This window comes from Thalassotalea loyana (assembly GCF_030161435.1).
Classification (GTDB): Bacteria; Pseudomonadota; Gammaproteobacteria; order Enterobacterales; family Alteromonadaceae; genus Thalassotalea_G; species Thalassotalea_G loyana.
This window is the reverse complement of the sequence record NZ_BSSV01000001.1, coordinates 569,374-583,123: the sequence shown is the minus strand read 5'-3', so window position 1 is coordinate 583,123 and position 13,750 is coordinate 569,374. Positions and strand designations below refer to the sequence as shown.

Below are 13,750 nucleotides of genomic sequence, written 5' to 3'. Positions count from 1 at the left end.
GCTAGGGGACGAACAACAAGTTTGCTAAGATAGCATCAACTTAACGGGAGCAGTATATGTCGGATAAATCGCTATTAATTATTGATGATGATGTTGAATTAACAGATCTATTGTCACAATACCTAACCAGCCAAAACTTTCAGGTGGACGTTGCCAATGATAGTGAGGAAGGGTTAGGCATGGCCGTTATTAGCGATAAGTACGACTTAATATTACTCGATGTGATGATGCCAAAACTCAATGGCTTTGACGTGCTTAAAAAGCTTCGACAAACTTGTATCACTCCCGTGTTGATGTTAACCGCTAAAGGCGATGACTTTGACCGTATTCTAGGTTTAGAGCTTGGTGCAGACGACTATTTACCAAAGCCATTTAACCACAGGGAATTAACGGCAAGAATCAATGCCATTGTTCGTCGTGTCGATTTTCATACGAAGCCTGCGGCACCGCAAAACTTAACAATTGATAAGCTAACGATTATTCCAAGTCGCCAAGAGGCATTTTTTGAAGAAGAGTCGATCACCTTAACAGGAACAGAATTTGCGATTCTGCACTTATTAATGGCGAATCGAGGAGAGTTAGTCTCTAAGGAGTCTATTTCAGAACAAGTATTCAATCGGAAATTAATGGCATTCGACCGCTCAATCGATATGCATGTCAGCAATATTCGAAAAAAAATACATCAGTTTAGTGAACACACAGCGATTAAAACAGTGCGTGGTTCTGGTTATATCTTTGTCGGTGCACAATAAGCTTCATGAAAACATCAATTAAGCCATCATTAAAAAAGCTCAATCCAAAGCATAGCTTGTTTGGGAAGTTATTTTTGTGGTTTTGGTTAGCCACTATCGTATTAATTATCAGTTCAGTATGGCTATCTCGTCAGTTCAATGCTGACGAGCAGATTCGCCCGATTACTGAACACCAGCAAAAAGCATTAAATAAAGTCAAAGACCGTGTCGAATCGCTTAATACACGCAAACGCAAACCACGTGATCTGAAAAAGCTCGCGTTTCACCTTAACCGCCAATTTAATTTCGGTATTGTGATTTACGATGTTGAACGGGAAAAATGGTATACCGATCTCCCGGGCCCTAAATTTCGGAGTAAACGTCGTTTTAATGAAATGCTAGCTTATGATCATGCATTATCATTTAACGTGAGTCGATTTACCTTCGCAGGCCCAGTAAAAACGACAAACAGTGGTCGACCTATTTATATTTATGTCGGTGAACATAGAAAAGGCGGAGCATTGCATAACTTCAGGGAAAGCCACCCTGGCTGGTTTATTTCAATTATCTTAACGATTAGCGCCCTGCTGTGCTTGGTGATGGCGTGGACATTAAACAAGCCGCTTAAAGCATTACAACAAACCGTACAACAAATGGCATCAGGCGATCTATCTGCCAGGGTCCTGCATGCAGAAAATCGTCATGATGAAATCGGCAAGCTCAGCCAGGATATTAATTTTATGGCAGAACAAGTAGAACGCCTTGTAGAAGGTCAAAAACGACTTCTTGCCGATATTTCTCACGAATTGCGTTCGCCGTTGGCTCGATTACAAATTGCTATCGGTATAGCACAGCAGTCAAATGACCAAGCACTTAACGAAGCCCAATCTTCATCACTTGCTCGCATCGAAAAAGAAGCTGACGAAATCGAAGAGATGATCACGCAAGTACTTGCCTTATCTCGATTAGAAGCAAATCAACAAAGTCATAATATTGAGCCACTCAATTTGACAAGCTTAGTAAATCAAATTATTCAAGATGCTCGCTTCGAGGCTAACGCACAAGATAAATCCATAGCGTTTCAGCTCACACCAAGTGTCAAGTTTGAGGGTGACGGACAATTACTTAGCCGCGCCTTTGAAAACCTAATACGTAATGCCGTCAAATATGCTGAAACCTCGATTAACGTGAACTTGCAACAGAATCAACAAGCCATAGAGTTTACGGTTGAAGATGACGGAACAGGAGTAGGTGAGGATGAAATAGATAAAATCTTTACACCATTTTATCGCGCATCAGCCTCTCGAAATAGACAATCTGGTGGTGTTGGCTTAGGACTAGCCATTACCCGTTCATCCATCAAGTTGCATCAAGGTGAAATTGTCGCTGAGAATATCAAGCCTCACGGCCTAAAAGTGACCGTAAAGCTTCCACTATCTAAGTAGTTTTACGCGGAGGGATTTATTAAGCGTTGTGACGATATTTTAGATATTCCAAAGTCAATCACAGCAAAAGTTGCAAGAACGCCTATTGCCCTCAAGATAAAGCCAAGGCCATCTAGTGCATCAGGACTACAGCCAAGTGTTAACACTTGGCAGTAATATATATCAATCGCATAAGGTGATAGTAATGCAAGCAACGTCGCCATCACCACGTGGGCATATTTTCTTAAGGATAAGTACCTTAATACCGCCAATATCATTAATGCGACAATCAGTGTTGTTAGCCAATACAGCCAGCCCATCTATTCCTCCTTGAATGTCTCGGGTCAATTTTATTTATTGTAGAGTCTTGCCATCCGAGCGACAAACGCATCGGCAAACCGCTGTGCCGACTGGTCATCCATATTAAAGTATAAGGAAGGTTCAATTAACTCAGCTTCCATTAAGGCAAAGTTATCTCCCATTCGAACGAAATCCACTCTAGCATATAAGGGCATTTCATCAATAGCCTGTAGCGCTTTTTCAGCGGCTTCAACTAAGCTTGATTCTGGCGTAATTGTCGTTAATCGACCACCATGTTCTTCTTGAACACGAAAGTCATCCTGCTTAGGCGTCTTCAAGATAGCGTGGCTATATTGACCATCAAAATAAAACAGAGAAAACTCGCCTTCAGTAATAACACTTTCAACAAATGGCTGAATGATAAATGGTTTATCTTTAAAGACATCTACAAGGTCATCTGCGCGCGCTTGTGCTTGCGCTTCAGTTAACCAAAATGTGTTATCGGCATTAGCACTGATTCTCGGTTTCATGACAATTTGGTGGGTGTTGAAATGTTGATAAAAAGTTGAAATTTCTTCTTTATTTAATTGCTCACGCCACAGACTTGGTACGATCATCACACCTTTGTCTTCTAACGACTTCAAATATTGTTTGTCAATGTTCCACTGCACTATATCAAGCGAGTTTTCTAACACTGCCGTTGATCTCTCAATGTCAGCTAAGACGTTCAAAAACGCCGGCGCATCATCTTGATAATCCCAAGGCGTTCTGATCACAACTACATCAAATTGATTCCAATCAACGTTTGTCGCGCGCCAAGAAACAAACTCGGTTTGCCAACCATACTTAGCCAAAGGCTCAATAAGTAACTCGTCGTATGCTTCAAAATCATCAAGGTTGTCCATAGAAAGAATGGCGCATTGTTTCATTTACTACTCCTTAAAAAGATGAGCCAGAGTATTTAACCCTGGCTCATATATACAATTTAACAACGATTACGACTCTGTCGCCTCTTGTGGGGCTGGTCTCGTTCGTCTTAACAGATTATGAATATCTTCTTTTATCAAATATAACGAAGGAATCAAGAATAACGTGATAACTGTCGCAAAGATAATACCAAAGCCTAACGCGATTGCCATTGGGATGATAAATTGCGCTTGTAAGCTGGTTTCAAAATACAACGGCAACACCCCAAAGAAGGTCGTCAGTGATGTCAGCAATATTGCTCTAAAGCGTTGCGTACCTGCTTGGCAAACGGCGTCGACCAACTTCATTCCTTGTGCTTTGGCCCGGTTAATAAAATCAACCATAATTAGCGAGTCATTAACAACAACACCTGTCAACGCAATAAAGCCGTACATCGACATCATGTTAATCGTTTTTCCTAACAACAAATGTCCCCAAATCGCACCGATAATACCAAACGGTATCACGGACATGATAACAATAGGTTGGATATAGGACTTGGTAGGGATTGCGATCAATCCATATATTAAGAACAACGCGCCAATTAGTGCAATACCCAATTGACCAAGGAAGTCAGCTTGCTCCTTACTTGCGCCTTCCATACCGTACTCTACCGTCGTGTAATTAGCTAAAATTTCAGGAATGATTTCTTCATTCATTTCACGCAGTACTACACGTGATTCAACTTTATCGCTATCAATATCTGCCGATACGGTAATCGTACGCTTTTGATTAATACGTGTAATCGTTGAGTAGCTTTGACCAATCGAAATATCGGCGACTTGGTAGAAAGGCACTTTCTCGCCACTTGGCGTACGGATCCACATGTTTTCTAAATCTGAAATCGATAAGCGATCTTCTTCCGGATAACGAACCATCACCTTAAGTTCATCGCGACCACGTTGAATGCGCTGTGCTTCCAAACCGTAAAATGCTTGACGTACCTGGCTTGCTAAATCACTGAGTTTCAGCCCAAGAACCTCGGCTTCTGGTTTAATGTCTAGCTTAATTTCCTGGACACCACGACTGAATGAACTGCGGATATCATATACGCCATCATATTCAGTTAACTTATCCTGGATCTGAGTAGACGCAGCTTCTAAATCAGCATCATTACGACCGGATAGTTGAAATTCTAACGCAGCACCGCCACCTGTGTTTGTGCCTGCAAATAAGCGCAATTCTCGGACACCTGGAATTTCACCAACCTCTTCACGCCATATTTTCTCAACATCGTATGATGTTAAGTCGCGAAATTCAGGTTTGACGAGTTCAAGTAAGAAGGTTGCATTTGTATTACCGCCGGTAAATACCATCGTGTGTTTAATAATACTTTCGCCTTCCGTACTCTTATAGTTTTGCGCGATTTTTTCAGCGGCTAATAATACTTTCTCAGCTGCCTTATTTCGCTCATTTACCGATGAACCATCAACCATTTCAAGATTTGCCTGAATAAAGTCGCTAGGAACGTTCGGAAAAACTTCAACTTTCACTAAAGAACTAACAATTAGGCCAATAGAAACGAGTAACATCGCAAAGAACATTGCCATTGTGGTGTAACGAGCACGCAATGCTTTTTGCAGCGTTGGTAGGTATTTATTGTGAATAAACTTATCTAAACCATGCTTAAACGCCAATTGCTTGCGTTCAAACCAATTCGCATTTTGCTCTGTTAGTGGAACATATTTCATATGTGCCAAGTGAGCAGGTAAAATCCACTTTGATTCGATTAGCGAGAAGATTAAACAATAAGTAACGACAAGCGCTATGGCTCTAAAGAAAGCCGCAAAGGTGGCATCAATAAATAATAACGGTGCAAATGCAGCGATCGTTGTTAAAACACCAAATGTTGCAGGCATTGCAACACGAAGAGTACCTTGAATAACGTTTTCTGTAGAGTGTCCTTTAACCCCTATTTCGGAATAAATACTTTCGCCAATGACGATGGCGTCATCAACAACTATCCCGAGTACCATGATAAAGGCGAATAAACTTATTAAATTAACAGATACAGCCCATTCACCGCCTAGTGGCATTAATGCAAACGCACCAAAGAAACTAATTGGAATACCAAGCATTACCCAAAAGGCGACTTTTATTCGCAAGAACAAGGTCAAGACACAAAAAACCAATAGTGCGCCTAGAGCCAAATTGCTCAACATCATATCGAGTCGAGCATTTAAGTAGAATGAAGAGTCTCCCCAAACCGTTAGTTTTACGCCTTCCGGTAAGCTTTTTGATTTTTTATCAACATATGCTCTGACTTCTTTGGCAATAAGCAGGTCATTCTGATCGCTCGTTGACTGAACCATAATACTTGATGTTTGCTCACCATCGAACGTTGCAAAATCTTCAGTTTCGACAAAACCGTCAACAACATTGGCAACATCGCCAAGCAATAAATGTGTGCCATCTGGGTTAGTGCGTAAAACCAAATTTGCATACTCTTGGCCAGTGTATGCTTGACCTTGTGCACGAACAGAAATATCACCACTTGCCGCTTTAATTCGGCCACCAGGTAAATCAATTGATGATGCTCTTACCGCCTGACCAATTTGCTCAAACGTTAGACCATATTGAAGCAGCTTCTCTTCAGACACTTCAATACTGATCTCATACTCACGAGAACCAACAACTTCCGCTGTATTTACACTCGGTAGCGCCATTATCTCATCGCGAATGTTTTGCGCCATTGTCTGGCGTGTGCGACGATCCATGTTACCGCGAAGCGACAACCACATGACCTGACCTTTAAATTCTTGTTTTGAGATTACAGGTCGTTCTGCTTGCTCAGGAAATGTCGTTATGCCATCAACTTGCATTTGAACTTCATCAAGCTTTTCTTCGAGCGAATAACCCGACTGAAGCTCGATGATGACAACGCCTACCCCCTCATTAGCTGTCGCAGTAATCTTCTTGATGCCTTCAATATCTTCGAGGGCTTCTTCGACTTTTAACACGACACCTAATTCAACTTCTTCAGGTGCAGCACCTAAGTGCGGTACAACAACTTGAATCGTATTCGGGCTAAACTCTGGAAACATCTTCTTATCAATAGATTGATAAGACATAAAACCAGCAACGATGATGAGCACCATCAATAAATTTGCCGCTACACTGTTGTATGTAAACCAGGCAATGATACCTGTGGTGCGTTTTTCTCCGGGATTAGTCATTTGCTTCACCGTCTAATGAAATTTCATTGTCAGCGTCTTGTACCGTAGTATCTTGCTCTACCCCTGTTGGGCTTTGATCATTGGCAACACGCAATTTCATGCCATTAACTGGCAACTCTAACTTCGTTAGAATTAAACGCTCGCCACGACCAAATTGATCACGGGTGTATATGTAATCAGCATCGCCACGAAGAATATTCACCTTACGAATATCTAACGTGTTTTTATTCGTCACAATGTGAACATTATTGGCGCCACGTACAGCAGCGCGAGGAATTGAGGTAACATCAGTAACCGTTTTGCCATGGATATCGCCGTTTACAAAAGTACCAACTCGCAATTCATTCACTTCGCCTTCACCAAACAAGTTGTAAGGGTCGTTTATTTGCGCAACGACATAGTGAACACGCGAATTCATATCAACAACACCTTCATAGCGCGCCAACTGCGCTTGCCACGTTTGCTCTTGACCCAACACGTTTAAATGCAAGTCAACCGTAGAGCCTTTTAATGCATCAGTATTATTAATCTTAGGTAACGACAAAAAGTCGATATCTTGGAATTTCACCGGTAGACGTATTTCAGCATAATCAACGGCAAAGGTTGTCGCTATTTGGCCACCAACACCAACAAATTGACCAATATCCAAGTGTTTTGCTTTAAGCATCGCATCATATGGAGCAACGATTTTGGTTCTATCTAGCCTAATTTGCGCAGCCTGAACTTCAGCTTTTGCTGCCTCTAAGTCCGCTTTCGCTTTTTGTAGTTGAGGTTTTCTTAGTGCTAAAGCTGGTGCTTGCGCTACTGATTTTCCTGTCAGTCCCCATTCATCTTTTGCTTGTTCAACACGAGCTTCTTCTTCCATTAATGATGCTTCTGCAACATGTAACCGTGCCTTGGCTTGTAATAATGCGACTTGATAATCAATATCGTTTATCGATAATAGTTCCTCGCCTTTTTCAAAAAAGCCACCCACTTTAAATTTATCTGAAACGCTAACGACTTGACCACTAACCTCAGACACAATCATGGTTTCTGTACGAGGTAAAACGCTACCTTGACTTTCGATAATGAACTGAACGTCACTCGATGAAAAGTCTTGTGCCTCAACAAGCGGTGCTTTCACTGTAAATGGCTTTTTCTCAGGTTTAGGAGCTAATGCCCCCATGATGCCAAGTAATACAATAGCAATAACGATGATTGCGATGGGCCAAAGCACAAAGCGCAATTGCACCATCTTTCGCTGTTTTTGTGGAGTTGTTGTTTCCGTCGATGGATTTGCAGGAGGTGTCATAGGAAAATACCTAATTAAAACAATATTTAGAGTTATTTTTTTCTAAGCGTACTTTAACTTACTTTGAAGCACTAGTTACGATTTAATTTGTAAGAAAGTTTGCCCATGCCGCTATTAAATCATGAAAATCATCAATACCGCACATTGCGGTTTCTGTTTCGTCAAAATCTAACGCTTGCTCTGCTAAGTTTTCCGCCATTGCTTCCCCTTCTAAACTGGCGTTTAACGCAATTAATGCGTCATGTTCAGAGAGAATTAATGTGTACTGGTGGCCAACTAACTTCAAATCTTGTTGATGTGCATTTGATAAGCCATCCAGCATTTTTAAAATTTTAGCGACTTGAGAATGATTTTTGCCGACTTCAGTTTCAAGCCAGTGGCCGAAAACTTGATGCTCTGTGTTGAATCGCGCCCGCAAGTTACCGGACGTTGTATCATGTGAAAACTGATATTCCATGATGGTCTTTTGTGGTTAATGGTACTAATAAGTTAGTGTAGCAAATGATCCTTGGCTTTTCTAAATCAACGAGTTAGCGCAGTGAACTTTTGTTGTCTTCTCAAGTCTATTGATATCGTCATGAGATAAAACTTCAAGGAAGGAAAATTGCTAATATCGTCGATAAAACAGCACCATAAGGCTATTTTATTTACCGCAGCTATTCATATTGGCTTATTAGCAATACTGAGCATGCAATCGTTTGATTTACCATTGCAAGAAACTCAAGACGTAAAACCTATCAAAAGTTATCTCTACATACCGACAGCCCCCAAAGATACGCCTAAGCCTGAAGAAACTAAATTACAGGAAGATACTCAGGAAGAGATTAAACCAAAACCACAAGAATCACCGCCTCAACTCGATGATAAGTCAACCATTCCTCAAGCAGTTGAGGAACCTGATATGCAGCCTAAAGCGGTTAAGCAATCCCCCAATGCAAGTGATTCGACTCAACCTAAACGAGAACCAGCACCGAAACAGCTGGTAACACCGAAAAAAAACACTTCAGTAAGGGCACAACTGTTTGACTTACAAAAGCAAATTCAAACGCAAACAATGCAAGAGGAATTTGCTGAATATCAACGTTATCGTCAAGGCGATGTAATGGCGGGCAAACACATCCCAGTGCCACACTCTACAGTGCCACAAAGCGAAGATGAAAAATTAAAGCAAGCCACATCCAATGTCGGTAGCTTTGATATTATCAAAGGGGATGATGGTAACTGTTTGTTAGTAGAGGATCTATCATACCTAGGGCTAGACCATAAGCCAGTTTCGAGTTTTGGTTGCGGCCTAACAAAAGACGAGAAAAACTTTAAACAACATATGGACAAAGTGCTAAAGCGTCTTGGTAAGAAAAAATAAAGGCGCAATTAAGCGCCTCCAACGAATAGATGTTAACAGTTTATTTTTCTTTAACTTTTGTCCACACCAAGGCTGAAATAGCTAAAGCAACAGCACTTACTTGGAATACCACACTTTTATCTGCGATTTTCGAAATAAATAAGCCGACACCTAAACTAACCAATAGTTGTGGCAATACAACAGATAAGTTAAATAACCCCATGTATAGTCCCATTTGAGCTTGGTTGACCTTTTCCGACATAATCGCAAATGGCAAGCTGATAATCGAAGACCAACCAATGCCTAAAATAGCCATCAAGATATATAAGTTAACTTTTTCATGCCCTATGTAAGCCACTAAACCATATGAAACCGCCATTGTTGCGATACAAATGGTATGCGTCTTCACTCGACCTATTTTCTTTGCAACGGGCTCAAGCACAAGTGCAGGCAAAAAAGCGGCTGTAATACTAAGTATCAGGAAACTCGTTGCGATGATTTTTCCTAAGTCATCATCACCAACTGAAGGCATTTTGTCTTGCAGAAACGCAATAATGAAAACAAACATGGTTTGTACACCAATCCAGCTAAATGAATGTGCAGCAAGCACCTTAGCAAAACCGGTTTGATTCGTTGGCAAGTCAGCTTGCTCTTTAGCACTGATCGTTTGAATCACTAACACAAGGGTAATTAAGCCAGCAACTGCCTCGGCATAATAATGGTCAACTTTAATGCCTGATATCTGCAAACCCAACGCGTAAATATCATAAATTAAAATACCCCACAGCGGCTTGATGTTTTTGATGACATCAATAAGGCCGTAATCTTCTTGTACCTCTCCTTGTTCAGTTAATTGGCGAGGCTCTTCGATAAAAAATGGAGGGATTAGTGATAACACTAACACTAATACAGCACCAAAATAGATTAGCGCATAATTACCCCAAGTCGCACCTATTGCATAGGCCATAACACCAAACGTGCCAGATACTGTTTGCATCCAGGTATAACCTTTAGTACGTTCCTCTCCTTCAGGTGTGACATCTGCGATAATTGAACGGGTTGGGTTAAAACTAACATTGATTGATAAATCCAGGGCAAGCGCTATCGCGATTGCGACCCCTAAAATGCCAGAAAAGCCCAAACTAGAAGAAACGATATCAATATTTGGCAAGGCTAGTAACATGAGCCCGGCAATAACACCTCCGACTAAAATAAACGGTCGACGGCGCCCATTCCAAAACCACACTTTATCGCTAACAATACCTACAATGACTTGACCTAAGATGCCGGCAATTGGACCTGCGGCCCAAACCAAACCCACTTCATGAATATCAAGACCGTATTGAGTTGTTAAGATCCAACTAAGTGCCGAAATTTGCACCGATAAGGCAAACCCCATCGCCGTCGCCGGAAGTGACAACAGCATATAAAAGCGATTAGTTAAATTTTTTTGCATTGCTAACATGAATATCTCACTTATTTTAACTGCAGATGTGAAGCATGTGATTGAAAATTAAGTGCACAGCCTTTTAAGAATTGTGCAATATCATTGTTCTTATATAGGTCGCCTTGATCTGGCTGATTTGAGGCTAACGGAGGAAATGCGCCATAACCTGCTAGTAAACAGTGCCAAGAGCTGGTATCAAAATGACTTTGCAGGTTCTGACGAACGATCTCTTCAGTTAAGTCCTCTCGATTAAACCAAGCATTTAATATTTGAATTAACGACTGAGACAGATTGGTATTCTCACGATTTACTCGCCAATATTCGCTATCAGTTCGCGTATTCATTTTATAATGGGCAACAATATAATCTCGGACGCGTTCGAAACGCTCACCAGTAAAATCGTTGTAGATTTGTTGGTTCTTATTGGTGAAATCTCCGCTTTCAAACTGTTCGATAAACATTTCTAAGCTCAATTGAACAAGATGAAGCGCAGTTGCCTCTAGAGGTTCGATAAACCCCTGAGATAAACCAATACTAATGCAGTTATGAGACCACTGTTTTTCCAAACAACCGACGTTCATCTTCAAGTGATGACATGGAGTATCGTCATTTAACGTATTTAAATGCGTACGAAATTCAGTTTCCGCTTGGTCAGAAGAAATAAAGTCACTACTGTAGACGTAACCATTGCCATAACGATTCGTTAATGGAATTTTCCATGCCCAACCAGCGCTCAAGGCAGTCGATAGTGTTTCAACAGGGATCACATCATCGATACTCGTCGGCATGACCACAGCACTATCATTAAACAGATTATCTTTATAGGGTTTGAAGGCTACGCCTAACGTTTTTCCAATAAGCAGTGCCTTAAAGCCAGTACAATCAACAAAAAAATCTGCCGATATTTTACCGCTTTCTTTGGTTATCACACTTGCAATATCACCATTCGGGTGACGAGTAACATCTGTCACATTAGCTTGGATATGGCGTACGCCTTTATCACTCGCATTTTTAGCAAGAAATTGGCCTAATAGCCCTGAATCAAAGTGATAGCCATATTCCATTTTAAAAGGAAAGTTTTCTGGCGTGACAGGGCCCTTTCCCTGCTGGGCTAACACACCATTGATGAAAAAATCTTCCGGTACGACATGAGTATCTAGCCCTAGTCGGCGCGTTCTAGTATTAACGTGAAATGAACGAGAGGTGAATGTATCAACTTGCGATGTAAATGGGTGCGAATAGCTTTCTATGCCTGACTGAGGACTCCAGTCTTTAAACCGTATATTTACTTTGTAAGTTGCATTGCAAGCTGGCATCCAATCTCGCTCAGCAACATCAATAATGTCGAAAAACCTTTTCAAGGTTGGTGTAGAGCCTTCACCGACACCAATGATACCTATATCAGGAGACTCTATTAAACTGATCGATACATTTTTATCAGCCCATTTCTGAGCAAATAGATTTGCAGCCATCCAGCCTGCAGTTCCACCACCAACAATTGCTATTGAAACAGGTTTATTCATGCCTTGCCCAAACTAATTAGCCCGCTGCATAATGCTTTGTAAAAACTCGTCATGCGAAGGCAACTGGCTAACTGGTTCACGTTTTATTTGCTCGATACGGTTCAGCATATCCATCAGTTGATGCTCTGACAGCTGATCAGCTAACGCATTGTAATCTTTTGGTTCGAGTCCTTGTCCAGCCATCACCTGAAGCCAAGAGCTCTCTAAGAAGAGATCATTTTGCTCTCTAAAAATTCGACCTGTTGATTTAAATAATTCAATTTTATGGCGAAGTGAATCAGGAATTTCCATTTCACGCATTTCTTTCCAGTACAAACTATCCGTGCGTTCATTAACCACATAATGAAGAATGATAAAATCACGAATTTGCTGGTATTCAATTTCTGATTGCTTGTTATATTCAGCGATATCATGCTCATTGATACCATTATGTGGAAACAAATGGGCAAGGCGAACAACTGCGCTTTGAATAAGGTGAATACTCGTTGATTCTAACGGCTCTAAGAAGCCACTCGATAGCCCAACAGCAATGACGTTTTTATTCCATTGCTTTCGACGACGTCCCGTTGTAAAGCGAATAAGCTTAGGATCAGCTAATGGTTTGCTATCTAAATTAGACATCAACACATTTTCAGCCTGTTCAGGTGTGTAATGGCGGTGACTAAATACAATCCCGTTACCATTTCGATGTTGTAGCGGAATTCGCCATTGCCAACCACCAGAATGCGCAATCGAACGTGTATAAGGTAACGTATGTTCAAGCCTTTCAGATGGCACTGCAATGGCAGAATCAGAATGCAACCAATGGCTCCAATCTTCAAAACCAGTCGCTAAGGTTTTCTGAATTAACATTCCCTTGAAACCCGAGCAATCAATAAACAAATCACCTTCAATGACTTGGCCTGATTGTAAGATTAATTTTTCAATAAAACCTGAGTCATTGTTTTGAACAATCTGCTCAACCATGCCCTCAGTTCTCTTTACGCCCATATTTTCACTAAATTTACGTAAAAATTTGGCATAAAGACCAGCATCAAAATGGTAAGCAAATGGCATATCCAAAATGGGATCTTTGGCTTGAATTTGCGCAAACTTACCTTGCTCTGCACATAAATAATTTAAATCGTAGTCCCAAATACTTTTATCTAAGCCTAATTGTTTCGCGCGATAGTAGTAATGATGAAAGTGGCAAAATGGATTGCTTTTTCCTGCACTGCCAAACGTGTGAAAATAACTTTCGCCAACGTTTTTCCAATTTTCAAATTTAATAGCGAGTTTAATTGTTGCTTTCGTTTCTTTAATGAACTCAGCTTCGTTAATACCGAGCACGTTGTTAAATAAACGTATAGGTGGAATAGTTGCCTCACCAACGCCAATCGTGCCGATTGCATCAGACTCAACCAATTCAACATCGACTTGTTCAGTGAACATTTTCTTCAAAAATGCTGCAGACATCCAACCTGACGTACCGCCACCTAATACCACGACTTTTTTTACTGCATTATTCATAACAAATATCTAATAATTGGAACTTATGACGTGTAATT

The 13,750-nt window shown here is 40.9% G+C and carries 11 protein-coding genes; 3 read left to right on the top strand and 8 right to left on the bottom strand.

From position 1 onward, the window contains the following. Positions 1 to 56: 56 nt before the first annotated feature. Together QQK05_RS02530 and QQK05_RS02525 are read left to right on the top strand one after the other, a co-directional pair. Complete coding sequence (locus tag QQK05_RS02530) at positions 57 to 752, top strand: response regulator (RefSeq protein WP_284295806.1); 696 nt, start codon at positions 57 to 59, stop codon at positions 750 to 752. A 5-nt stretch (positions 753 to 757) separates the two neighbouring features. Further along, positions 758 to 2,176 (top strand): ATP-binding protein, encoded by a 1,419-nt coding sequence (locus QQK05_RS02525; RefSeq protein WP_284295805.1) that lies wholly within the window; start codon positions 758 to 760, stop codon positions 2,174 to 2,176. Positions 2,177 to 2,178: 2 nt separating this feature from the next. Here QQK05_RS02525 and QQK05_RS02520 read toward each other — a convergent pair whose 3' ends face one another. The 5 genes from QQK05_RS02520 to QQK05_RS02500 all read right to left on the bottom strand — a co-directional run bounded on the left by QQK05_RS02520 (position 2,179) and on the right by QQK05_RS02500 (position 8,348). After that, complete coding sequence (locus QQK05_RS02520; RefSeq protein WP_284295804.1) at positions 2,179 to 2,475, bottom strand: hypothetical protein; 297 nt, start codon at positions 2,473 to 2,475, stop codon at positions 2,179 to 2,181. 30 nt (positions 2,476 to 2,505) lie between these two features. Next, the gene (locus tag QQK05_RS02515; RefSeq protein ID WP_284295803.1) at positions 2,506 to 3,384 is read right to left on the bottom strand and encodes an ATP-grasp domain-containing protein; all 879 of its coding nucleotides are present in this window, start codon (positions 3,382 to 3,384) and stop codon (positions 2,506 to 2,508) included. Between the two features lie 66 nt (positions 3,385 to 3,450). Beyond that, a complete protein-coding gene (locus QQK05_RS02510; protein WP_284295802.1) occupies positions 3,451 to 6,597 on the bottom strand; it encodes an efflux RND transporter permease subunit in 3,147 nt (1,048 codons plus the stop codon). Beyond that, on the bottom strand, positions 6,590 to 7,891 hold the full coding sequence (locus tag QQK05_RS02505; protein ID WP_284295801.1) for an efflux RND transporter periplasmic adaptor subunit: 1,302 nt from the start codon (positions 7,889 to 7,891) through the stop codon (positions 6,590 to 6,592). The genes QQK05_RS02510 and QQK05_RS02505 overlap by 8 nt, the downstream gene beginning before the upstream one ends. Positions 7,892 to 7,973: 82 nt before the next feature. Continuing rightward, a complete protein-coding gene (locus QQK05_RS02500) occupies positions 7,974 to 8,348 on the bottom strand; it encodes a YacL family protein (RefSeq protein ID WP_284295800.1) in 375 nt (124 codons plus the stop codon). Between the two features lie 147 nt (positions 8,349 to 8,495). Here QQK05_RS02500 and QQK05_RS02495 point away from each other — a divergent pair, with 147 nt between their 5' ends. Beyond that, positions 8,496 to 9,254: a hypothetical protein gene (locus QQK05_RS02495; protein WP_284295799.1), complete on the top strand. Its 759-nt coding sequence runs from the start codon at positions 8,496 to 8,498 to the stop codon at positions 9,252 to 9,254. A 40-nt stretch (positions 9,255 to 9,294) separates the two neighbouring features. On the opposite strand, the gene QQK05_RS02490 is transcribed toward QQK05_RS02495, so the two are convergent. From QQK05_RS02490 to QQK05_RS02480, 3 genes are read right to left on the bottom strand one after another with little or no spacing between them, the layout of a single operon-like run. Next, a complete protein-coding gene (locus QQK05_RS02490) occupies positions 9,295 to 10,698 on the bottom strand; it encodes an MFS transporter (protein ID WP_284295798.1) in 1,404 nt (467 codons plus the stop codon). A gap of 11 nt (positions 10,699 to 10,709) precedes the next feature. Then, positions 10,710 to 12,203, bottom strand: coding sequence for a tryptophan halogenase family protein (locus tag QQK05_RS02485; protein WP_284295797.1), 1,494 nt, complete (start codon positions 12,201 to 12,203; stop codon positions 10,710 to 10,712). Positions 12,204 to 12,215: 12 nt separating this feature from the next. After that, positions 12,216 to 13,712, bottom strand: a complete 1,497-nt coding sequence (locus tag QQK05_RS02480; protein ID WP_284295796.1) for a tryptophan halogenase family protein — start codon at positions 13,710 to 13,712, stop codon at positions 12,216 to 12,218. Between the last annotated feature and the right edge of the window lie 38 nt (positions 13,713 to 13,750).

Coding starts and splice junctions, on each gene's coding strand:
- QQK05_RS02530 (WP_284295806.1), top strand. CDS start 57: ATGTCGGATAAATCGCTATTAATTATTGATGATGATGTTGAATTAACA.
- QQK05_RS02525 (WP_284295805.1), top strand. CDS start 758: ATGAAAACATCAATTAAGCCATCATTAAAAAAGCTCAATCCAAAGCAT.
- QQK05_RS02520 (WP_284295804.1), bottom strand. CDS start 2,475: ATGGGCTGGCTGTATTGGCTAACAACACTGATTGTCGCATTAATGATA.
- QQK05_RS02515 (WP_284295803.1), bottom strand. CDS start 3,384: ATGAAACAATGCGCCATTCTTTCTATGGACAACCTTGATGATTTTGAA.
- QQK05_RS02510 (WP_284295802.1), bottom strand. CDS start 6,597: ATGACTAATCCCGGAGAAAAACGCACCACAGGTATCATTGCCTGGTTT.
- QQK05_RS02505 (WP_284295801.1), bottom strand. CDS start 7,891: ATGACACCTCCTGCAAATCCATCGACGGAAACAACAACTCCACAAAAA.
- QQK05_RS02500 (WP_284295800.1), bottom strand. CDS start 8,348: ATGGAATATCAGTTTTCACATGATACAACGTCCGGTAACTTGCGGGCG.
- QQK05_RS02490 (WP_284295798.1), bottom strand. CDS start 10,698: ATGTTAGCAATGCAAAAAAATTTAACTAATCGCTTTTATATGCTGTTG.
- QQK05_RS02485 (WP_284295797.1), bottom strand. CDS start 12,203: ATGAATAAACCTGTTTCAATAGCAATTGTTGGTGGTGGAACTGCAGGC.
- QQK05_RS02480 (WP_284295796.1), bottom strand. CDS start 13,712: ATGAATAATGCAGTAAAAAAAGTCGTGGTATTAGGTGGCGGTACGTCA.